Source organism: Allobosea sp. NPDC055594 (genome assembly GCF_053618995.1).
This window is the reverse complement of the sequence record NZ_JBSHIO010000001.1, coordinates 133168-153500: the sequence shown is the minus strand read 5'-3', so window position 1 is coordinate 153500 and position 20333 is coordinate 133168. Positions and strand designations below refer to the sequence as shown.

Annotated in this window: 18 protein-coding genes; 5 read left to right on the top strand and 13 right to left on the bottom strand. The window is 67.8% G+C overall.

Going from position 1 to position 20333, the window contains the following annotated elements:
* Window positions 1-137: 137 nt before the first annotated feature.
* Window positions 138-1886 (top strand): AsmA family protein, encoded by a 1749-nt coding sequence (locus tag ACWGRX_RS00770; protein WP_452116022.1) that lies wholly within the window; start codon window positions 138-140, stop codon window positions 1884-1886.
* A gap of 211 nt (window positions 1887-2097) precedes the next feature.
* Here ACWGRX_RS00770 and gyrA read toward each other — a convergent pair whose 3' ends face one another.
* Complete coding sequence (gene gyrA / locus ACWGRX_RS00765) at window positions 2098-4893, bottom strand: DNA gyrase subunit A (protein WP_291637880.1); 2796 nt, start codon at window positions 4891-4893, stop codon at window positions 2098-2100.
* Window positions 4894-5104: 211 nt separating this feature from the next.
* On the opposite strand from gyrA, the gene ACWGRX_RS00760 reads away from it, so the two are divergent.
* The gene (locus tag ACWGRX_RS00760; protein ID WP_291637878.1) at window positions 5105-5737 is read left to right on the top strand and encodes a MarC family protein; all 633 of its coding nucleotides are present in this window, start codon (window positions 5105-5107) and stop codon (window positions 5735-5737) included.
* A 90-nt stretch (window positions 5738-5827) separates the two neighbouring features.
* Here the strand turns inward: ACWGRX_RS00760 and ACWGRX_RS00755 are convergent, their stop codons facing one another.
* The 4 genes from ACWGRX_RS00755 to ssb form a co-directional block, all read right to left on the bottom strand.
* Window positions 5828-7042: an E22 family MetX-like putative esterase gene (locus ACWGRX_RS00755; RefSeq protein ID WP_452116021.1), complete on the bottom strand. Its 1215-nt coding sequence runs from the start codon at window positions 7040-7042 to the stop codon at window positions 5828-5830.
* A 150-nt stretch (window positions 7043-7192) separates the two neighbouring features.
* On the bottom strand, window positions 7193-8308 hold the full coding sequence (locus ACWGRX_RS00750; protein WP_452116020.1) for a M20 family metallopeptidase: 1116 nt from the start codon (window positions 8306-8308) through the stop codon (window positions 7193-7195).
* 112 nt (window positions 8309-8420) lie between these two features.
* Window positions 8421-8948 carry a VOC family protein gene (locus ACWGRX_RS00745; protein ID WP_452116019.1) on the bottom strand — a complete coding sequence of 176 codons (528 nt, stop codon included), beginning with the start codon at window positions 8946-8948 and terminating at the stop codon, window positions 8421-8423.
* A 226-nt stretch (window positions 8949-9174) separates the two neighbouring features.
* Window positions 9175-9726, bottom strand: a complete 552-nt coding sequence (ssb, locus tag ACWGRX_RS00740) for a single-stranded DNA-binding protein (protein WP_291649786.1) — start codon at window positions 9724-9726, stop codon at window positions 9175-9177.
* A gap of 331 nt (window positions 9727-10057) precedes the next feature.
* Here ssb and ACWGRX_RS00735 point away from each other — a divergent pair, with 331 nt between their 5' ends.
* Complete coding sequence (locus ACWGRX_RS00735) at window positions 10058-10360, top strand: hypothetical protein (RefSeq protein ID WP_291649784.1); 303 nt, start codon at window positions 10058-10060, stop codon at window positions 10358-10360.
* Window positions 10361-10385: 25 nt separating this feature from the next.
* Here ACWGRX_RS00735 and ACWGRX_RS00730 read toward each other — a convergent pair whose 3' ends face one another.
* From ACWGRX_RS00730 to ACWGRX_RS00695, 8 genes are all read right to left on the bottom strand, one after another.
* Window positions 10386-10580 carry a hypothetical protein gene (locus ACWGRX_RS00730; RefSeq protein ID WP_452116018.1) on the bottom strand — a complete coding sequence of 65 codons (195 nt, stop codon included), beginning with the start codon at window positions 10578-10580 and terminating at the stop codon, window positions 10386-10388.
* 30 nt (window positions 10581-10610) lie between these two features.
* Window positions 10611-11756, bottom strand: a complete 1146-nt coding sequence (locus tag ACWGRX_RS00725) for a glycosyltransferase family 47 protein (protein WP_452116017.1) — start codon at window positions 11754-11756, stop codon at window positions 10611-10613.
* A 251-nt stretch (window positions 11757-12007) separates the two neighbouring features.
* The gene (locus tag ACWGRX_RS00720; RefSeq protein WP_452116016.1) at window positions 12008-12718 is read right to left on the bottom strand and encodes a L,D-transpeptidase; all 711 of its coding nucleotides are present in this window, start codon (window positions 12716-12718) and stop codon (window positions 12008-12010) included.
* 230 nt (window positions 12719-12948) lie between these two features.
* Window positions 12949-14232 (bottom strand): 3-phosphoshikimate 1-carboxyvinyltransferase, encoded by a 1284-nt coding sequence (locus tag ACWGRX_RS00715; protein ID WP_452116015.1) that lies wholly within the window; start codon window positions 14230-14232, stop codon window positions 12949-12951.
* A gap of 167 nt (window positions 14233-14399) precedes the next feature.
* Window positions 14400-14699 (bottom strand): putative quinol monooxygenase, encoded by a 300-nt coding sequence (locus ACWGRX_RS00710; protein ID WP_452116014.1) that lies wholly within the window; start codon window positions 14697-14699, stop codon window positions 14400-14402.
* A gap of 90 nt (window positions 14700-14789) precedes the next feature.
* Complete coding sequence (locus tag ACWGRX_RS00705; RefSeq protein WP_452116013.1) at window positions 14790-15662, bottom strand: ABC transporter permease; 873 nt, start codon at window positions 15660-15662, stop codon at window positions 14790-14792.
* Entirely contained in the window at window positions 15659-16651 is a 993-nt protein-coding gene (locus ACWGRX_RS00700) for an ABC transporter substrate-binding protein (protein ID WP_452116012.1), read from the bottom strand. Before ACWGRX_RS00700 ends, ACWGRX_RS00705 begins: the two co-directional genes overlap by 4 nt.
* Before the next feature lie 394 nt (window positions 16652-17045).
* A complete protein-coding gene (locus tag ACWGRX_RS00695) occupies window positions 17046-17930 on the bottom strand; it encodes a LysR family transcriptional regulator (RefSeq protein WP_452116011.1) in 885 nt (294 codons plus the stop codon).
* Window positions 17931-18290: 360 nt separating this feature from the next.
* On the opposite strand from ACWGRX_RS00695, the gene ACWGRX_RS00690 reads away from it, so the two are divergent.
* Together ACWGRX_RS00690 and ACWGRX_RS00685 are read left to right on the top strand one after the other, a co-directional pair.
* Complete coding sequence (locus ACWGRX_RS00690; RefSeq protein ID WP_452116010.1) at window positions 18291-18857, top strand: GNAT family N-acetyltransferase; 567 nt, start codon at window positions 18291-18293, stop codon at window positions 18855-18857.
* Between the two features lie 180 nt (window positions 18858-19037).
* Window positions 19038-20216 (top strand): MFS transporter, encoded by a 1179-nt coding sequence (locus ACWGRX_RS00685; protein ID WP_452116009.1) that lies wholly within the window; start codon window positions 19038-19040, stop codon window positions 20214-20216.
* The last annotated feature ends 117 nt before the right edge of the window (window positions 20217-20333 follow it).

Genomic DNA, 20333 nt, shown 5'->3' with positions numbered 1-20333 from the left:
CAACTCGACATTCCCGAGCGGTCGGAATAAACCCGTTGCCGCGCGAGCGCCGTTACGGCCCGTTCGACGCCGATTCGCTTGCGATTATCCCCTCGCACCGTGGCCCGAAACGGCAGCCGCAGTGCAGATCGAGGCCCATGTCACGACGCAACTCCATTCTCGGCCTGGCGGCCGTCGCGATCCTGATCGCGCTCGGGTTGAAATCCTGGGGACTGGCACAGGCGCTGGTCGAGCGGCATGTCGTCGCGGGTATCGAGAAGCGCGTCGGCCTGAAGGTGACCTCGCTGAAGCGCGCCGAGATCGCCTTTCTGCCGATGCCGCGCGTCAGCCTCTCGGAAGTCAGCTTCGGCGCGGCCGACGGAACCCTGTCCGGGACGGCGCTCAGGCTGCGCGCCCGCGCCCGCCTGCTCTCGCTGGTCGGCGGCCAGCTCGACTTCGACCGCGTCGACCTGATCGGGCCCGAGATCGACATCGCCGTCCCCGGTGAGCCCGAGAATTACGGCAACTGGGTCGCGCCGCCGCTCGCCTATCTCGCCGCCCTCACGGGCGAAACCCGGCTCGTGATAAGCTCCGGCAGCCTGATGGCGCGCTCGGGGAACACGATCCTGACCACCTTGCGCGACGTCAACCTCGTCATCGAGGAACGCGAGGAAGCCGAGCCCATCGCCTTCGCCGGCAGCTTCACCTGGCGCGGCGAGCCCACCAAGGTCAATCTGCTTTGGCCGGTGACGGGCGAGCGCTCGCGGATCGCCCTGGCGGTCTCCTCCGATCTGCTGGGCTTCCGCCTCAACGGCGCGCGTTCCGCCGCGCAGGGCGTCACGACCGGCCAGGTCGAGTTCACCAGCCGCTCGCTGCCCGATGCGCTCGCCTGGATCGGCCCGCGCCCCCGTATCGCCACCCTGGTCCGGCAGGTGGAGCTCACCGCCGAAGCGCAGCTCGCCGGCGACAACATCTCGCTCAGCAACGTCATCACCAAGCTCGATGGCGACCAGCTCGAGGGCGCGCTGAAGATTGACGGCGGCGGCGCGCGCCGGGTGCTGTCGGGAACGCTGGCCGGTGCCGATTTCGATCTCGCGCGCCTGTTCCGCCAGGGCGGCTATCAGAAGCCGCCCGGAACCGGCGAGCCGGGCGAGACCCCGCTCGAATTCGACAGCTGGACGGCCCATGACGTCGATCTGCGCGTCTCGCTCGATGCTGCCCGGCTCGGCTCGGCCCGGCTCGGCGAGCTCGCCGCGCAGCTCATGGTCCGCAAGGGGCGCTTCGAGGCTGCCATCCTGCGCGCCTCCGCCTATGGCGGAGTCGCGCGTGCCAAGCTGCTGGCGACCGCGGTTCCGTCAGGCGCCGAGGTCAAGCTCCAGGCCGGGCTCGACCGCGTCAACCTCGGCCAGGCCGGCGCCGACCTGCCCGAACTGCTCGGCGGCCTTACCGGCTTCGCCACCGGCCAGATCGCGCTCGACGGTACCGGCGACAGCCTCGAGCAGGTCGTCGGCTCCCTGACCGGCCGTGCCAATGCGAGCCTGCGCCAGGGCGAGTTCAAGGGGGTCGCCTTCGCCGAGCTGTTGCGCCGCACCGAAAAGCCTCCGGCCGCACGCGAATGGCGCCATGGCAAGACCAGCTTCGAGACCGCCCAGTTCGCCGCCCTGGCGAACCGCGGCGTCCTCACCCTGACCGAGGGACAGATGACCGGCCCGGGTTTCACGCTGTCGCTCAGCGGCAGCGCCGATCTCGGGCGCCGCTGGCTGGAACTCACCGGCCTGCTGAGTGCGGCCAACGGCTCGGCCCGCACACCGCTCGAGATTCGCGGCCCGTTCAACGACGCGGTGTTCACGCCGACTTTCGAGGCCGCGTTCCACCCGACGGGCTCGATCTCCCCTCTGGGGCGCTGACGCCGCCCGAAATCGCCACCGCCTCTCGCCACCGCGGTGGAGGATCGCAGCAGCGAGTGCGTCCTTCCGTTTTCTGAATTCCGCCCTTTCCGCAGCGCTGCTGCGGCAACCGCCGAACTGCCCGCAGGCAACCCAAAAAGAAATCGCCCCGCATCGACGGATGCGGGGCGATCCCGGACTTGTCGCGATTTTGGCCCGGTCGTGTCCCGGTTCAGGCTTCGGCGCCGGGCTCCCCACCCTCAGCCACGCCGGTGTCACCGGCTTCGCCCTCGCCTTCGCTCTCGCCGCTGTCACCGATACGCTCGACCGAGACCACCTTCTCGCCTTCGGCGGTGTTGAAGATGGTGACGCCCTGCGTCGAGCGGCCGGCGATGCGGATCGGCTTGTCGCCTTCCACCGGCATCCGGATGGTCTGGCCGCCATCGGAGATCAGCATGATCTCGTCGCGATCCTCGACCGGGAAGGAGCCGACCAACCGGCCATTGCGCTCGTTCACCACCATGGCGACGATGCCCTTGCCGCCGCGCCCGGTGACCCGATACTCGAAGGACGAGGAGCGCTTGCCGTAGCCGTTTTCCGAAACGGTCAGGATGAACTGCTCGGAGGCGCCCATCTCGGCATATTTCTCCTGGCCGAGTTCGATATCGCCGGCCGCTTCCTCGGCCTCGGCCGCAGGCACCGCCGCCTCCTCGCCATCGCCGGTCACGGCGCGGCGCGCCGCCGAAGCGAGCTTGAGATAGGCGGCGCGCTCATCGGCGGTCGCATCGAGATGGTGCAGGATCGCGAGCGAGATCACCTCGTCGCCCTTGGCGAGGTTGATGCCGCGCACGCCGGTCGAGTCACGGCCCTTGAAGACGCGCACCTCCGGCACCGCGAAGCGGATGCACTGGCCCTCCGCCGTCGTCAGCAGCACGTCGTCATGCTCGGAGCAGATCTGCACGTCGACGATGGCGTCGCCCTCGTCGAGCTTCATCGCGATCTTGCCGTTGCGGTTGACCTGAACGAAGTCGGAGAGCTTGTTGCGGCGGACATTGCCGGTCTTCGTCGCGAACATCACGTCGAGACGGCTCCAGCTCTCCTCGTCCTCCGGCAGCGGCATCACCGTGGTGATGCGCTCGTCCTTGTCCAGCGGCAGCATGTTGTTGAGGAACTTGCCGCGCGCATTCGGCGCCGAGAGCGGCAGGCGCCAGACCTTCTCCTTATAGGCCTGGCCCAGCGAGGAGAAGAAGATGATCGGCGTATGCGTGTCGGCCACGAACAGGCGGGTGACGAAATCCTCCTCGCGCGTCGCCATGCCCGAGCGGCCCTTGCCGCCGCGCTTCTGCGCCCGATAGGTCGAGAGCGGCACGCGCTTGATGTAGCCGGCATGGCTGACGGTGACGACCATGTCCTCGCGGGCGATCAGGTCCTCGTCATCGAGATCCGAGCCCCAGTCCATGATCTCGGTCCGGCGCGGCGTGGCGAAGGCGGCCTTCACCTCGGAGAGCTCGGTCTTGATGATCTCCTGGATGCGCTGGCGCGAGCGCAGGATGTCGAGATAGTCGGCGATCTCCTTGGCGAGCTTTTCGAGCTCGTCGCCGATCTCGTCGCGGCCGAGGGCGGTCAGGCGAGCGAGGCGCAGCTCGAGGATCGCCTTGGCCTGTGCGTCGGAGAGCCGGTAGGTGCCGTCCGGATTCATCGGATGGCGCGGATCGTCGACCAGCGCGATCAGCGGCGCGATGTCGTCGGCCGGCCAGTCGCGCGCCATCAGCGCCTCATGCGCCGCCGACGGCGTCGGCGCCGTGCGGATCAGGCGGATGACTTCGTCGATATTGGCGACGGCGGTGGCGAGGCCGCAGAGCACATGGGCGCGCTCGCGGGCCTTGTTGAGCAGATAGCGCGTGCGCCGCGAGACGACCTCTTCGCGGAACTCGACGAAGGCGGAGATGAAGTCGCGGAGGTTCAGCACCTCCGGCCGCCCGCCATTCAGCGCCACCATGTTGGCGCCGAACGAGGTCTGTAGCGGGGTGAAGCGGTAGAGCTGGTTCAGCACCACGTCGGCGACGGCGTCGCGCTTGATCTCGATGACGACGCGCACGCCCTCGCGGCTCGACTCGTCGCGCAGATCGGAGATGCCCTCGATCCGCTTCTCACGGACGAGATCGGCGATCTTCTCGACCATCGAGGCCTTGTTCACCTGATAGGGAACCTCGGTGACGACGATCGCCTCGCGCTCCTTGCGCAGCTCCTCGATATGCGTCTTCGAGCGCATCACGATCGAGCCGCGGCCGGTGTGATAGGCCGAATGGATACCGCTGCGGCCCATGATCGAGGCGCCGGTCGGGAAGTCCGGGCCAGGCACGATCTCGATCAGCTCATCGATCGTGATCTCGGGATTGTCGATCAGCGCGATGCAGGCGTCGATGACCTCGCCGAGATTATGCGGCGGGATGTTCGTCGCCATGCCGACCGCGATGCCGCCGGCGCCGTTGACCAGGAGGTTCGGATAGCGCGCCGGCAGGACCGTCGGCTCATGTTCCTTGCCGTCATAGTTCGGCTGGAAGTTGACCGTGTCGAGGTCGAGATCCTCGAGCAGCGGCATCGCCGCCTTGTCGAGCCTCGCCTCGGTGTAGCGATCGGCCGCCGGGCTGTCGCCGTCCATCGAGCCGAAATTGCCCTGGCCGTCGATCAGCGGCAGGCGCAGCGAGAAGTCCTGCGCCATGCGCACCAGCGCGTCATAGACCGCGAGGTTGCCGTGCGGATGGTATTTACCCATCGTGTCGCCGACGATGCGGGCGCATTTGGTGTAGGGCCGCTCGGGCAGGTTCTTGTTCTCGTGCATCGAGAACAGAATGCGCCGGTGCACCGGCTTCAGGCCGTCGCGGACATCGGGCAGAGCGCGGCTCACGATCACGCTCATCGCGTAATCGAGATAGCTCTTCTTCATCTCGTCGGTGATCGCGATCGGCTTGATCTCGCCGCCGAACTGCGGGCCGTCGTCGCGCTTGTCGTCGTTGTCTTCGCTCAAGGGAAAAGCCCCGATTCAACCCAGTTTTTCAGCTTTCTGGCTACCCGATTCCACGCTTCGAGGCCAGCGAAACACGATTCGATGGGGTGAAAATAAGCCTCTGATCTTTCAGTGCTTTACGCGCCATTCTTGAATCGGTTCGGCAACCGGGCCGCAATCTCGCCATGTTTCGCGCGTGACGCCGGCGTTGCGCCATGCGTAAGCTCCCCGCATGTTCCTCGAATATCTCACTTCCGCCCTGGTCACGCTGCTGGTCACGCTCGATCCGCCGGGGCTCGCGCCGATCTTCCTGTCGCTGACGCGCGGCATGACCAATGACGAGCGCCGCCAAGTCGCGGTGCGCGCCTGCCTGATCGCCTTCGGCATCCTGGCCTTCTTCGGGCTGGTCGGAGACATCGTGTTGAAGGCCCTCGGCGTCTCTCTGCCGGCCTTCCGCATCGCCGGCGGGCTGCTGCTGTTCTGGATCTCCTTCGAGATGGTGTTCGAGCGCCGCAACGAGCGCAAACAGGCGACGGCCGAGACCGCGATCACCCAGGACCATATCCGCAATGTCGCCGCCTTCCCGCTGGCGATCCCGCTAATGGCAGGCCCTGGTGCCCTCACCGCGGTCATGCTGCTCGCAGGCCGCGCCGGCGGCGACATCGCGATGCTCACCTCCCTCGCCGTGATCTGCGGGCTCGTCATCCTCTCCTGCCTCGCCACCTTCCTGCTGGCCGTGCCGATCGCGCGTCTGCTCGGGGTCACCGGCAATGTCGTGCTGACGCGCCTGCTCGGCGTCATCCTCGCAGCACTCGCGGTGCAGTTCGTCATCGACGGCATGCGCGCGGTGATCAGGGCCGGCTGAGGCAGGATCGGCCGGGGGTGCCTGACGCTCTGACCGGCTCAGCCGCGGGTTTGGGCGGCTCGCAGCGGATCGATGCGGGCGCGCGCCGGCCTATTTCTCCAGAAAGGCCTTCACTGCCTCTTCGGCCTGCTTCATCGAGATCACTCCGTCGAGATGGCCGCGGCTGCCGTTGATCGTGACGTGGGTTACGTCGCGCCCGGCCTTTTTCGCTTCGGCGACGCTGCGCTGGATCATTTCGTCGGGGAAGACCAGATCCTTCGGCTGGCTGACGATCAGCAGCGGCGCCCTGATCCGGCTCATCCCATCCGCAAGCGACTTGCCGCCGGCGGCATAGAGCTGGTTCGCCTTGACCAGATAGAGGAAATGGTTGGCGTCGGAGACTTTCGCGCGCGCCTCGCCGGCATTGTCGAGCACGCTCTGGACCTGGAACTTGTTGCCGAGCGCCTTGGCCGGATCCTCGCCCTCCTTGGCCGGGCGGCGGCCGAAGGTGCCGTTGGTCCAGTCGCTGTGATTGGCTTGCAGGGTGACGACGGTCAGCGCCTTGGCGAGGCCGGCATTGGGCGGCGTCCTGCCGTAATAATCGCCCTTGTTCCAGTTCGGATCGACCAGGATCGGCGCCGCCCAGACATCGAGCCAGGCGATGAGCTGCGCGTCGGCTTCGGCCGCACCGATCACCGCCATCGCCTTGCCGACCATGTCGGGATGGCTCGCCGCCCATTCATTGGTCTGCAGCGCGCCCATCGACGGGCCGGCGACCATGACCAGCTTCCTGATGCCGAGACTCTCGACCAGGGCCTTCTGGACATTGACGAAATCGCCGATCGTCACGACCGGGAAGTCGAGCGCATAGGGTTTTCCGGTGTCGGGATCGATCGAGGCCGGGCCGGTGGTCGTGGTCTTCGGATCGCCGGTATTGAGATTGACCAGCGTGTCGGAGGCGATGACGAAATATTTGTCGGTATCGATCGCCTTGCCCGGGCCGATGATCGCGTCCCAATAGCCGGGCGCCGCATCCGAGGCCGCATATTTGCCGGCGGCGTGCGAATTCCCCGAGAAGAAATGGCAGATCAGGATCGCGTTCGATTTGTCGGCGTTGAGCGTGCCATAGCTCTCCCAGCCGACCTTGACTTTCTTCAGCGTGCGCCCGCCCTGCGTGGTGAAGCTCGGCAGGTCGAAGACCTTCTTCTCGACCAGCAATTCCTGAGCGTCCACCATTCCCGTGACCATCATCCCGACGACACCCAGCACGCCCGCGATCCAGCCCTTCATGCCGCGCTCCCTTGCTCCGGCCGGCTTCTCGGCCATGAAGCGGATCAGAGCGGATTTGGCCGGCTAACGGAAGGGGGCTTGCCCCCCGTCATGCTCGCCCCTGTGGCGAGCATCCACGTCTTGAACAGCGCATTGCAGGAAGGAAGACGTGGATGGTCGGGACAAGCCCGACCATGACGCGGAGTGCTATAGCGTCTCGAGCAGCCCCTTGATCAGCGCCCGGCGCGGAGCGATCGACGGGATCAGCCCGTATTCCTGCAGGGTGTGAGCGCCGTCGCCATCGATGCCGAGCCCGTCCAGCGTCGGGACGCCGAGCGCCGCGGTGAAATTGCCGTCGGAGCCGCCGCCGGTCATCGGGCAGTCCTGCAGGTCGAAGCCGTTTGCGGCAGCGATCGCCCGTGCCTTCTCGAAGAGCGCGCTGACCTCGGCGCTCTTCTCATAGGGCGGGCGGTTCATGCCGCCGCTGACCGTGACCTTCACATCTGGGTCATGCGGCTTGAGGCCGAGGATGCGCTGTTCCATCAGCGCACCGTCGGCGACGGTGGTGACGCGGCAATCGACGCTGAACCAGGCATGCTGCGGCACGACATTCGCCGCGGTGCCGCCGCCGACTAGCGCGACCGTCGTGGTGATGCCGCGCGAATAGTCGGTCATGCCTTCGACGGCGAGGATCTGATGCGCCGCCTCGCGGATCGCGTTGCGGCCATCGGCATGGCGCGAGCCCGAATGGGCCGGGCGCCCCTCGATCTTCACCTCGAAGCGGCCGACGCCCTTGCGCGCCGTGACGATCTTGCCGCCCTCGCGTGCCGGCTCGGTGACCAGAACCGCCATCGACCGGCGCCCGATATCCTCGATCAGCCCGCGCGTCGTCGGCGAACCGATCTCCTCGTCCGGCGTGAACAGGAAGACCATCGGCCGGCGGGTAGCGCCGGCCTTGGCGGCGTCCTTGAAGGCCTGAAGCGCCAGCCAGGCACCGCCCTTCATATCGTAGACGCCAGGGCCGTAGAGTCGGTCGCCCTCGACCCGGACCGGCAGGTCCTTGGCGCTGGTGCCGACCGGGTGGACCGTGTCGAGATGCGACATCAGCGCGAGCGCCTTCTCGCCATTGTCGACGCCGGCGCGCAGCACCAGGCTGTCGCCGAGCCCGTCACGGCCGGGAATGCGCTCGACGGCGATCGGCAGGCCTTCGACCTCCCTGGCGACGAGGTCCATCATGCCGTTGACGCCGGGCACGTGATGGGTGGGGCTCTCCAGCGCGACCCATACGGAGAGCGCGGGAACGGCGGGATCGTGAATGGTCATGATGGCTTGGTTTCGCAGGACAGCGTGGCGATACCGAGGAGATTGGCCATTTCGCCGGCTTTGTCCATCGCCGCTGGCGGGCAGCGGCCCCGCGGTCCGCGGGCAGGCGCACTCAGCTCAGCTGCCGCAGCCCGGCCTGCGTCTCGATCTGCGCATGATAGCGCAGCCTTGGCCCCAGGATCAGCGCGGGAGCGCCTTCGACCGCCAGTTCGCGATAGAGCGCGGCGATCGGACCCGGCTCCGGATGCGCGAGGCAGAAGCCGCGCAGGCGTGCCCCGAGATCGGCGATCGCCGCCATCGAGCGCGGCTTGCCGCGCCTGTCGATCACGGAAGGCACCGCCCCGTCGAGCGGCAGCGCACCGTCGTCGGGAATGGCGAAATCGAAGGCCGGGCCGTTCGCCGGAAGCGCGACCTTGCGGCCGAAGACGCCGCCGCGGCCTGCGAGCACGGTATCGATCGCATCGGTCCGTGCCACCCAGCCGCGCAGGCGTCGCCCCTCCTCCCAGTCGGCCCTCACCTGCCTTTGATCGTCGAGGCCGAACCAGCGCGCCTGGTTGGGCGCCTCACTCTCGGGATCCAGCGCCACGATCTCCAGATAAACGCCGTCGCCAAGCTGAAGCAGGTGATTATGCGTGCCCATGTAGCGATGGTGCTAGCCGAAGGGGACATCGAGATCGAGACAGGCGCGGACATGCGCGACGCCCTCCGCGAGCGTCGGCGCGATCACGGTGAGATGGTCCAGTCTCAGCATGCCTCGCTTCTCGCCCCTGCTCGCGCCTCATCTCGCAGCATACGAAAAGAGGCGCCTCCTGCGAGACGCCTCCCTTAACCACAGAGCGACAACGTCGCCCCCAAACAGCGAGAAACTAGAACGGGATGTCGTCGTCGAGATGGCTCGACGAGCGCGAGGAGCCGCCGCCCGAACCGCCGCCGGACATCGCCGGCTGGCGCGAGCCGCCGCCGCTGCCGCCCATCGGGCTCTGGCGGCCGAAGGAGCCGCCGCCGGAGGAGCGATCCTCGAAGGAACCGCCGCCGCCCTCGCCATATTCATCCGAGCCGCCCTGGCCGCGGCTGTCGAGAATGGTGAGTTCGCCGCGGAAGCGCTGCAGCACGATCTCGGTCGTGTACTTCTCGACGCCCTGCTGGTCCTGCCATTTACGGGTCTGCAGCTGGCCCTCGATGTAAACCTTCGAGCCCTTCTTCAGATATTGCTCGGCGACCTTGGCGAGGTTCTCGTTGAAGATCACCACCGAATGCCACTCGGTGCGCTCCTTGCGCTCACCCGACTGCTTGTCGCGCCAGGTTTCCGAGGTGGCGATGCGCAGATTGACGACCGGCTCGCCACTTCCGAGGCGCCGCACCTCGGGGTCGCGCCCGAGATTGCCGACCAGAATGACCTTGTTGACGCTACCAGCCATGACAGGCTCCGTTTTCCTGCGCACTTCATCACGAACCGGCCGATCGACCGGAAGCGGACCCTAGCGATCCATCATCGCTTTATCAATGATGTTCCCGTTTTGTTCAAGCATAAAATCCCGAGTTGTCCCCGGAGATTCGCAACCGGTCCGTCCGTTCCCCAGGCCTGAAATCCGCCGCGGCATCGGCGCCCGCATCGGCTTGGGCGCAACAGGGGCCGATGCGATAATATCGTCGGGCGGCCGAACGGACGCGCGACGATCTGGCGCGCTTCAGCCCGGAGATTTAGAGTTCATCGGCAATCCTCGGTCCGGCGATCATTCGGAGTTCAGGATGAACACTGCAAATCTCCAACTCGAAGGTCTTTTGCTCGCGGCCGCTGCCCTCTTCGGAGAGTTGAAGCGAAAAGGCCAGCTGGACAGCAGCCAGATCGAGGCGGCGCTCGATCGTGCCGACCAGGGCGCCTCCGCCCGGGCGACGGAGCTCTCCGATGCCAATCAGGAGGCAATCCGCTTTCCGATACGCTTCCTGCGCCAGGCGCTGCGCGACGATGCCGGCCCGCTCGACTACAGCACCATTGCCGCCGAGATCGGCCGTTCGCTGGACCTGAGAGCAAATCGAAGCCCGGGCAAATAGAGCTTCCGAGCCGCCGCCGAAGACTTCAACCGCGTCCTCGCTGCCGATCCAGCGCGCCCTGCAGCTGCTCGACGCGGATCGCCAGGGCTTCCCTGGTCAGGTTGACGCCCTCCGGCGCACCATCGATCGACAGAAGGACGCCGCGCTCGGCCATGTCGAGCTGTTCCTGCGCGAGCTCCAGATGCTTCCTGAGCATCTGCGTGACGCGGTCCTTGGCCACCGGGTCCGTATCCATAGCGCCCTCGCCTGTTCACCCCCCAGCGCGCGACGATCGCACGGCCGGGGCCACTCGCCAACTCTCGGCACCTTCCGCCGTCCGGACCCGCGGCTCCGGCCCTGCAGCGGCGAGCTTCGCTCCGCCCTCGGCCCGCGCCAATCGTGAAAGCCGCTCCGCCATGACGCCAGCGAGCGCCTCGGGTGAGCAGCGCCGCCGCCACCAGTCGAGCGCGCTCCTGTGCAGTTCGGCGAGGCGCTCCGGGTCGGCGAGCAGGCCGTTCACGCAAGGGCCGAGCTCGGACCAGTCGTCGAGCTGGATGAAGGGGCAGTCCGCGAAGAACCAGTGCCGGGGCACCCGGTCGCAGATCACGACGCAGCCCTGGCGCATGCCCTCGAACAGCCGGAAAGTCTCCGTCGAGGAACCGCGGGGCGCGAGGCAGATCTTGGAATCGGCCATCAGCTCGGAATAGCGGACCCCGTCGGAGAGGATCCCATTCATGTAGGAGCCGGTGTCGGCCCAGAACACCTCGCCCGGCATTGCCGCGGCGAGCCGCTGCAACTCCTCGAGCATGCGCGAGCGCGCAATGTCCTTCGGCGTTCCCAGCAGCGCCCGGATCGAGAGCGGATGATAGGCGCGCTGCTTGACGCTGCCGATGAAGGAGACGGCGTAGCGGCGCTCGGCGAAGGGCTTGCCGGGCAGGTCCGTCTGTCTGGCGTAGCCGAGGGGAACGGTCATGCCGCCCTCCTCTCGGGCGATCGCATCCTTGTGCCGGAGCGCCAGCAGCCCGCTGCTCCAGGCCCAGCGCACCGCGTCCCGGACCGTCTTCGCCAACAGCGCCAGGCCGGCGCCGATCTGAAGCGTGTTCACATAGGGGAAGAAGCCATGCGTCTTGAAGACGTAGCGCACCTTGTCGAAATAGGGCGGGATCTCGCAGAACTCCTCCATCAGGAGCAGGACTACGACGTTCCTCCCATAGCTCGGCAGCTCCCGTACCGTCTCCGTGCCCCAGACGATGTAGAAGATCAGGCCATCGGCCTCGAGGAGGGGCTCGAGCACCTTCAGGACGCCGACCCAGTAGGTCAGGAAGACATCGGCGAACGGGTCGACATAATCCGACAGATTGATCTCGACGGGATCATGCGCGTGGCGGCACAGGAAATATCTGAACTTGCCGTCCATGCTCATTCCGGCGAAAGCCCCAACCTCGGCGCGGCAGGCGCCCGGCACATACGCAGCTTGAGGTTGCCATGTTGGCGGCGAGACTCGCCCAAGGCCATGGCTCTTCGGAGGTAGCCCTGCGGAACAGGCTGGCCGGGACCGCTTCTCGTTGCGCTCCACCCGTCGAGCGCGGCCAGAACGACAACGCCGCCGCTTCCGGGAAGCGGCGGCGCATTACCTCACATCGTCGCAGCTGTTTCGTCAGCTCTCGCCTATGCCGGGAGCACGACCACCTTCGTCTTGACCGGGGTCTGAGCGTAGAGGTGCATCATGTCCTGCGTCAGCAGGCCGACGCAGCCGCTGGTGATGCCGTTGCCGATCGATTCGGCGTCGAGGGACGCATAGATCGTGTAGAGCGTGTAGGCGCCGTTCTGGTAGAGATGGAGCGTGCGCGCGCCGAGCGGGTTTTCGAGACCGCCCGGCATGCCGCGGGCATATTTCGCCACCTCGGGCTGGCGCTTGATCATCTCCCTGGGCGGCGTCCAGGTCGGCCATTCGGATTTGCGCCCGACATAGGCGTTGCCGTTCCAGCGGAAGCCGTCGCGGCCGACATTGGCGCCATAGCGGGTCGCGGTGCCGTCGCCCGCGACGCGATAGACATAGTAATTGGCGGGATCGACGACGATCGTACCGGCCGGCTCCTTGCTGTCATAGGCGACCGTCCGCCGGAAGTACTTCGGATCGACCTTGCTGACGTCGATCGCCGGAACCGGGAACTTCTCTTCCGGCACCGGCCCGTAGAGCTTCTGCGCCTCGGCGAGGCTCATGCCGTCGGATGTCGCGCAGCCGCCCAGCGCCAGCGCGCCGAGACCGGCGGCCGAGCCGGCCAGAAACGACCGGCGGTCGAGCCCGCCGATCCGAGGCTCGCGCAAGGCGGCCGCGCCACATTTGCCGGCGCCGGCATTGCTATCGTCCATGCTCATGTTTCCGGACTTCCCATGTCCTGTTGCGCGAAGAGGAACTGCTTCGGCATAGGCCCGCTGAAGGTATCGTCGCGCTGAGATTGCCGTCATAGCGCCCGGCTGGCAAGCGCGCACCTTCGCTGCGGCGACATTCCACGCCTCGGGACAGGCCCGGAGGCGGCCCGCCAACCGCCTTCGTTCCGCTACGACTCGACCAGATTTCAGACAGCAGCCTACGTGGGAACTGACGCTCAGGGCGCCTCGCCCTCGAAGGTCACGCCGAGCGCGGCGAGCGCCCGCCAATAGTCCGGATAGGTCTTCCCGACGCAGGCCGGATCGAGGATGGTGATGCCGCCGATCTTCAGCCCCGCCAGCGCGAAGCTCATCGCGATGCGATGATCGGCGAAGGTGTCGATCTCGGCCGGCAGCGTCTGCCCGGCGAGACCGGGATCGGAAGCGACGAGGAGATCATCGCCCTCCTCGACGCCGAGCCCCGGCCGGATCCGCGACAGGCCCTGCGACAGCGCAAAAACCCGGTCGCATTCCTTGACGCGCAGATTGGCGATGCCGGTGAAGCGCACCGGCGTTTTGTTGAAGGCGGCGAGCACGGCGAGCGTCGGCACCGCATCCTGCATCTGCGCGCCGTCGATCTCGGCCGGCAGGTTCGGGAAGGCGGCGATCAGCGCATGCGCCTTGGCATCGGGCTGGGTGAAGGCGGCCGCCGGCACGCCGAGGTCGATCTTGCCGCCGGTGAGCACTTCAGCCGCCCAGAGATAGGTCGCGGCCGAGGCGTCGGGCTCGATCAGATAATCGGCGGCGCGGTAGCCGGTCGGCTCGATCCGCCAGGTCGCGGGATCCGGCTGCGAAACCTTGGCGCCGAAGGCCGCCATCGTCGCGAGCGTCAGGTCGACATAGCCGCGGGCACCGATCTCCTGGCTGTCTCCCAAACCGCTGAGCGCGACCTCGACCGGCCCGCGCGCGCAGGCGCCGGCCATCAGCAGCGCCGAGACATATTGGCTGGAAAGCCCGGCATCGACCTCGACGCGGCCGCCGGCAAAGCCGCCCTGCCCCGCAACGGTCACCGGCGGGCAGCCGCTCGGCGCCTCGACCGCGACGCCGAGCGTGCGCAAAGCCGTGACCAGCGGCGCGATCGGCCGCTTGCGCATATGCTCGTCGCCATCGACCGCGACCTGCCCCTCGACCAGCGCCGCCGCGGCGGTGAGGAAGCGCGTCGCCGTGCCGGCATTGCCGAGGAAGAGCGGCGCCGCAGGAGCCCGCAAACGGCCATCGCCGGTGACGACGAAGCTGGTCGCGTCCGGCTCCTCGACGGTGATGCCCATCGCCCGCAGCGCCTGCGCCATATAGCGTGTGTCGTCGCTCTTCAGCGCACCCGAAAGCCGGCTGGTGCCCTTGGCCAGCGCCGCGACGAGCAGCGCCCGGTTGGTGATCGACTTCGAGCCCGGCGGCGTCACCTTGCCGCGCAGTGCCCCGGCGAAGGGCACGATGGTGAGTTTGCGGACTTCGGAATCGGTCATGACAGGCTCGCCCTCGCCGTTCGGCTGCGTTGCGAGGCTCTTAGCCCGTGCAATCCGCCAGCGGAAGCCGCACTGGTCATGCCCGGCCCGCTACTGCCGTCACATCGAAACGGAGCCGCTCCGGAATGACGTCTGGAGAGAGCGGAAAGACAAGTCCAAGCCGACACTCAGCCCGGCGCCAAGCCATGCCCACCCACCGGCTCGGTCACGGTGTGATTGTCGAAGCCGGCGATCAGCGGGCGGGCCTTGGCGATCGCCGCCTGCACGGCCGGCAGGTGCAGCGAGGCGGCATGGCTTTCCTGCCGATCCCAGACCTCGGTCACCCAGATCGCGTCGGGATTGGCGGGATCGCGGGCGACGACATAGCTCAGGCAGCCGGGCATCGCCGCGCTGCTGCCGAGGACATGGCCGATCAGCGCCTCGCGTTCGCCGGGCTTGGCCAGCATCCGTCCGATCAGACCGTACATGGCGCGTCTCTCCACTATCGTCGCGGCCGGCAAGCTGCCGAAGCGCCGGGGCAAGCGCAACCGGCTCCCTAACGGCCAGTATCAGCAGCCTCAGGGCACGCCGGGCCGGCGCGGCGAACGCTGTGCGCGAAAGATCGCCTGGGCGAGCCGGTCGAGCAGCACCGCCAGCAGCACGATGCCGAGCCCGCCGACGAAGCCGAGCCCGGGATCGGCGCGCTGCAGACCGAGGAGAACGGTCTCGCCCAACCCCTTGGCGCCGATCATCGAGGCCACGACCACCATGGCCAGCGCCATCATGATCGCCTGGTTGAGCCCTTGCAGGATCGCCGGGCGGGCGAGCGGCAATTCGATCAGCCAGAGGCTCTGCCTTGCGCTCAGACCCAGCGCCCGCGCCGCCTCGACGGCGCGCCCGTCGACCTCGCGCAGGCCGAGTTCGGTCAGGCGGGCAAAGGGCGGCAGGGCATAGATCAGGGTCGCGACCAGGGCAGGCGCACGGCCGAGCCCGAGGAGCATAGCGACGGGGATGAGATAGACGAAGCTCGGCACGGTCTGCATCAAATCGTAGAGCGGCGTCAGCGCCCGCGAGATCCGTGGCGTCCTCGCCGCTACGACACCGAGCGGCAGCCCAAGCAGCACGACCAGCACGACGGCGACGACGATCAGCGCCAGCGACTGCATCGCGGCCGGCCAGACCCCGAGCAGAGCGAGCATCAGCACGAGCGTGGCCATGCCAGCCGCGAAGGCGATCCGGCGGGTCGCGAGCCAGGCCGCGAGCCCGACCAGGACGATGCCAGCCTCCGGCGGCACCTGCGCGAGCGCGCTTTCGAGCAGCCTGACCGGCGCTGTCAGCCCGTCCGAAACGGCATCGAGCTTGTCGCCGGAACCGGTGACCAGCGCATCGACCAGCCGGTTGACGACGCCCTGGAGCGGCTTGCCGAGATCAGGCAGCAGGCCAGCGCTCACAAGCCGGCCTGAACCTTCGCAGCGACCTCGGCGGTGAGCCAATGGCGCCAGTCATCCGGCCGGTCCTTGAGGAAGCGCAGCGCCTGCTCCTCCGGTGTGATCCCGGCCTTGCGGGCCTCGCCCAGCATCTGCGAGGTCAGCGCGCTGCTGATGCCGTAATTCTTGAAGAAGCTCGTCAGCTGCGGCGCCGACTGGGTGAAGGCGAGATTGGCGCCGATCACCACCTTGCTGACCGGGTAGGCGGTCGCCCTGGTCGGCTTGTCGCTCGCCTTCAGCTCGGCCCAGATCGCCGGGTCGAAGGCCGGCTCCCCGAGCTTGACCAGATCATAGGCGCCGATCAGCCAGCTCGGGCTCCAATAGTAGAACAGCACCGGCTGCCTGCGCTTCAGGTTCGCCTCGATCGCCGCGACCAGCGCCTCGCCCGAGCCGCCACGGACATTGTTATAGTCGTCCGCCAGCCCATAGGCGGTAAGCTTCTTGGTGTTGATGCCCTCGCAGACCCAGCCGGCGACGCAATTGTAGAAGCGCCCCTTGCCCGGCTCCTCCCGGTCGGGGAACAGCGCCTTGTGGCGCTTGAGATCGGCGACGGTCTTCAGGTCCTTCGCCTTGGCATCCGCGCCCTCGACGAGATAGCGCGGCACGTACCAGCCCTCATTGGCGTCGGGAAAGGTCGTGCCGAGCGGGATCACCTTGCCGGAGGCCTCCGCCCTGGTCCAGGCCTCGACCGGGTTCGCCAGCCAGATCTCCATGATCACGTCGACATCGCCGCGCGCCAGCCCGTTGACCAGCGGCGCGACCACGCCCGGCACGCGCTCGACCTTGCAGCCAAACCCCTTCTCGACCACCGCCCGCGCCACCGCGGTGTGGAAGGCGGCGGAATCGTAGTCGAGCCCGGCGATCTTCAGCGGCCTGTCGAGCTCGCAGGAGAGAACGGGCGCGGCCAGCCCGAGACCAAGCAGCAGAGTTGCAGTGCGCAGAACGGCTTTCATCATGACGATCCCCCGCTGGCTGCTGTGCCCCGGTCCGGGCACCTGACGGTTGGGCATGTCCACGAAGCGCGAAAGCGAGCGAAATGTTCCGCCCGGCAGGCGACGACATTAGCGCCACTTCCCGCCTTGGGCACTGCGCAAACGGGTGATGGCATGGACCGCCCCGCCGACCGGGCCTGTCAGCAGCGGTGGCGGCCGCTGGCCACCAGCATGGGATCTTGTCGTCCAACATAAGATCGAGTCGTCCCGGGCGACCGAAGGGAGACCCGGGACCCATGCCTGAACTTCACCGATAAAGGTTCAGGCATGGGTCCCGGATCTCCGCTTCGCTACGTCCGGGACGACAATGCGATGGCGAAGCGCTCAGGATGAACGCCTCGGTTCCGAAGGGCCCTCAGCCGGGCGTGCCCAGCGCCCGCAAGGCCTTCAGCGTCTCGCGCAGGCCGCGATGCAGCGGCTTGTCCTTGCGCAGGACGAGGCCGAGCGTGCGGTGCACCCGCGGCGACAGCGAGCGCACCACCAGCCCCTCGCTTTCGCCGCGCACCGCCATGCCCGGCAGCACGGCGCAGCCGAGGCCGGCACCGACCAGCCGCTTGATCGCCTCGACGCTGCCGAGCGACATCACCGGCTTCAGCGTCACCCCGGCGCGGGCGAACCATTCATCGGCGATGCGCCTGGTGATGCCGCCCGGCTCGAACAGCAGCACCGGCAGCCGCGCCAGCGCCTCCGGCGTCAAACGCGCCGGCAACTCCATGCCCGGCGGGGCGATCACGGCGAATTCGTCTTCCAGCAGCGGCGTCACGTCGAGGCTGCGGCCAGCGGCCGGCAGCGAGACCAGGCCGATATCGATCTGGTTGTCCTCGATCGCCTTGACGATGTCCGAGGTGTTGCCGGTGCTGACCGTGATCTCCAGCGTCGGGTGGCGCTGGCGCAGATCTCGCAATAGCGGCGGCAGCAGGAAGATGCAGGCGGTGGCGCCGGTGCCGATCCGCACCCGGCCCATCGCCCCGGTTGCGTGCCGTGCCATAGCCTCCTGCGCCGCCGCGACCGCCGCCGCGATCCGGCCGGCATGGTCGAGCAGCTCGGCTCCCGCCGCGGTCGGCTGCGCCCGACGCCCGACCCGCTCGATCAGGGTCACGCCGAGCCGCCGCTCAAGCTCGCGGATCTGTAGGCTGACGGCCGGCTGGCTCAGGCCAAGCTTCTCGGCCGCGGCCGAGAAGCTGCCGAGCGCGATCACCTGGCGGAAGCTGTCGAGCTGGTCGAGGCGAAGATCGCGCATCTCAAAGAATTTCTCATGCTCTGCATAACTTCGAGAAGCTTCATTTATGAGACGGCAAAGCGCAAGGTGGCTTGGTCGGCGCGAGAACGGCGGCCGCGGGAACAGCAACGATGAAGCTGCCAACAAGAGATTTCTGGCGTGCCCTTGAGCCCTCATCCTGAGGAGCAGCCACAGGCTGCGTCTCGAAGGATGCTTCAGGAGGCTCCGAGGCCGTCTGGTGCATCCTTCGAGACGCCGCTACCGCGGCTCCTCAGGATGAGGGCTCAAGGGCACGCCGATATCGGCGTGACGCGACAGGAGGCGCTGACCGAGCGCCCCGACCAGACGGAAAGGCGGCCCTGCGGGGTCGGAACGATTGCGATGACGATCTCCGAGTTCGCCGACCACACCGCGCCGCCCATCCTCGTCCGCGACGCGCAGGAGGCGGATATGGCCGCGATCCAGGCGATCTACAGCCACCATGTCCTGCACGGCCTTGCCAGCTTCGAGGAGACGCCGCCGAGCATCGAGGAGATGCTGGCGCGCCGGCAGGCGGTGCTCGGGCTCGGCCTGCCTTATCTTGCCGCCGAGCTCGATGGCCGCGTCGTCGGCTACAGCTATGCCAGCCTCTACCGCCCTCGCCCGGCCTATCGCCACACCATCGAGGACTCGGTCTACGTCGCAGAGGGACAGGCCGGCCGCGGCATCGGCGGTTCGCTGCTCGGCGCGCTGATCGCCCGTTGCGAGGCCGGCCCCTGGCGCCAGATGCTGGCGGTGATCGGCGACAGCGGCAATGCCGGCTCGATCGGCTTGCATCGCCGCTTCGGCTTCGAGCCGGTCGGCACCTTGCGCTCGGCCGGCTTCAAGCTCGGCCGCTGGGTCGACACCGTGCTGATGCAGCGCAGCCTCGGACCGGGAGACCAGACGCTGCCCGGCGGAGCGAGATAGTGTTTCTCCACAGACAGTGCATGTCATCCCGGACGGAGCGAAGCGGAAATCCGGGATCCATGACGGAGCGCTTCCGATGGAGGTTCAGGCATGGATCCCGGATCGGCGCGGCTTTGCCGCTTGTCCGGGATGACCGCGCCAGGGCGAGCGCGACTGCTTGCTGCCGTCAATGAATCCACGATGATCTCCCACCGCACCGTCTTCTGCCTCGGGCTGGCGCAGCTCATCTCCTGGGGCGTCTCCTATTATCTGGTCGGCGCCTTCGGTGAGCTGATCGGCAAGGAGCTTGGCTGGTCGCAGGCGATCATCCATGGCGGGCTCTCTGCCGGCCTGCTGGTGATGGGTTTGACCTCCGGCGCAGTCGGCCGGCTGATCGACCGTCATGGCGGCCGCACCGTGATGTGCCTGGGATCGCTGCTCACCGCCGCCGGCTGCCTCGGCCTCGCCTACGCTCACACGATCGCCGCCTACTACGCCGCCTGGATATGCCTCGGCCTCGCCATGCGGCTGAGCCTCTACGATGCCGCCTTCGCCGCCCTGGCCCGCATCGGCGGCAGCGCCGCGCGCCGGCCGATCGCCCAGATCACCCTGCTCGGCGGCCTGGCCTCGACCGTGTTCTGGCCGCTCGGCCATGCGCTCGCCGAACAATTCGGCTGGCGCGGCGCGCTGATCGCCTATGCCGGCTTCGCGCTGCTCACCTTGCCACTGCACCTGACGCTGCCGACTGCCTCGGCGCGGCCCTTGTCCGACGCGGCCGCAGCAAAGACCGTCGTCACGCTCAGCCCGGCCGATACCCGCTTCGCCGGCCTGCTCTACGCGCTGATCGTCACCTTCGCCGGCGTCCTCAATGCCGGCATGTCCGCCCATATGATCGGCATCCTCGCCGGACTCGGCCTGCCGGCCGCGGCCGCGGTCTGGATCGGCTCGACCCGCGGCATCGGCCAGTCGCTGGCGCGGCTCGGCGAAGTCCTGTTCGGCGCGCGGACCAGTCCGTTCAACCTCAACCTCGTCGCCTGCCTCGTCCTGCCGCTCTGCTTCGTCCTCGGCCTCGCCGGCGGGGCCAGCGCCATCGCGGCGCTGGCCTTCGCCTTCTGCTATGGGGCCGGCAATGGCGTGCTGACGATCACGCGCGGCACGCTGCCGCTGATGCTGTTCGACCCGAAGAGCTATGGGGCCTATGTCGGCAGGCTGTTGGCGCCCGGCTTCTTCCTCTCGGCCGCCTCGCCGCTCGGCTACGCGCTGCTGATCGAGCGCTATGGCGCCTCGGCGGCGCTGATCCTGTCGGGGACGCTGGCGCTCGCCATGCTGGTCTCGGCGATCCTGCTCAGGCGACGCTTCCGCAGCCTGCCACGCTCCTGACAGCGCCTGTCAGCAAGCGCGACAAGAACAATGCAGCAACATCGGCGGCTGCGTGCTACTCATGCCCGCCTCTCGCCCAGCTGCACTGGCACGGCCCGGCGATTGCCCTATCTGTAC

What these genes read in the sequence shown, in the direction of transcription:
- ACWGRX_RS00685 (WP_452116009.1), top strand. Translation starts at nt 19,038, where the DNA reads ATGATCTCCCACCGCACCGTCTTCTGCCTCGGGCTGGCGCAGCTCATC.
- ACWGRX_RS00725 (WP_452116017.1), bottom strand. Translation starts at nt 11,756, where the DNA reads ATGGACGGCAAGTTCAGATATTTCCTGTGCCGCCACGCGCATGATCCC.
- ACWGRX_RS00745 (WP_452116019.1), bottom strand. Translation starts at nt 8,948, where the DNA reads ATGGGCACGCATAATCACCTGCTTCAGCTTGGCGACGGCGTTTATCTG.
- ACWGRX_RS00750 (WP_452116020.1), bottom strand. Translation starts at nt 8,308, where the DNA reads ATGACCATTCACGATCCCGCCGTTCCCGCGCTCTCCGTATGGGTCGCG.
- ACWGRX_RS00755 (WP_452116021.1), bottom strand. Translation starts at nt 7,042, where the DNA reads ATGGCCGAGAAGCCGGCCGGAGCAAGGGAGCGCGGCATGAAGGGCTGG.
- ACWGRX_RS00700 (WP_452116012.1), bottom strand. Translation starts at nt 16,651, where the DNA reads ATGAAAGCCGTTCTGCGCACTGCAACTCTGCTGCTTGGTCTCGGGCTG.
- ACWGRX_RS00770 (WP_452116022.1), top strand. Translation starts at nt 138, where the DNA reads ATGTCACGACGCAACTCCATTCTCGGCCTGGCGGCCGTCGCGATCCTG.
- ACWGRX_RS00710 (WP_452116014.1), bottom strand. Translation starts at nt 14,699, where the DNA reads ATGTACGGTCTGATCGGACGGATGCTGGCCAAGCCCGGCGAACGCGAG.
- ACWGRX_RS00715 (WP_452116015.1), bottom strand. Translation starts at nt 14,232, where the DNA reads ATGACCGATTCCGAAGTCCGCAAACTCACCATCGTGCCCTTCGCCGGG.
- ACWGRX_RS00720 (WP_452116016.1), bottom strand. Translation starts at nt 12,718, where the DNA reads ATGAGCATGGACGATAGCAATGCCGGCGCCGGCAAATGTGGCGCGGCC.
- ACWGRX_RS00760 (WP_291637878.1), top strand. Translation starts at nt 5,105, where the DNA reads ATGTTCCTCGAATATCTCACTTCCGCCCTGGTCACGCTGCTGGTCACG.
- ACWGRX_RS00735 (WP_291649784.1), top strand. Translation starts at nt 10,058, where the DNA reads ATGAACACTGCAAATCTCCAACTCGAAGGTCTTTTGCTCGCGGCCGCT.
- ACWGRX_RS00695 (WP_452116011.1), bottom strand. Translation starts at nt 17,930, where the DNA reads ATGCGCGATCTTCGCCTCGACCAGCTCGACAGCTTCCGCCAGGTGATC.
- ssb (WP_291649786.1), bottom strand. Translation starts at nt 9,726, where the DNA reads ATGGCTGGTAGCGTCAACAAGGTCATTCTGGTCGGCAATCTCGGGCGC.
- ACWGRX_RS00690 (WP_452116010.1), top strand. Translation starts at nt 18,291, where the DNA reads ATGACGATCTCCGAGTTCGCCGACCACACCGCGCCGCCCATCCTCGTC.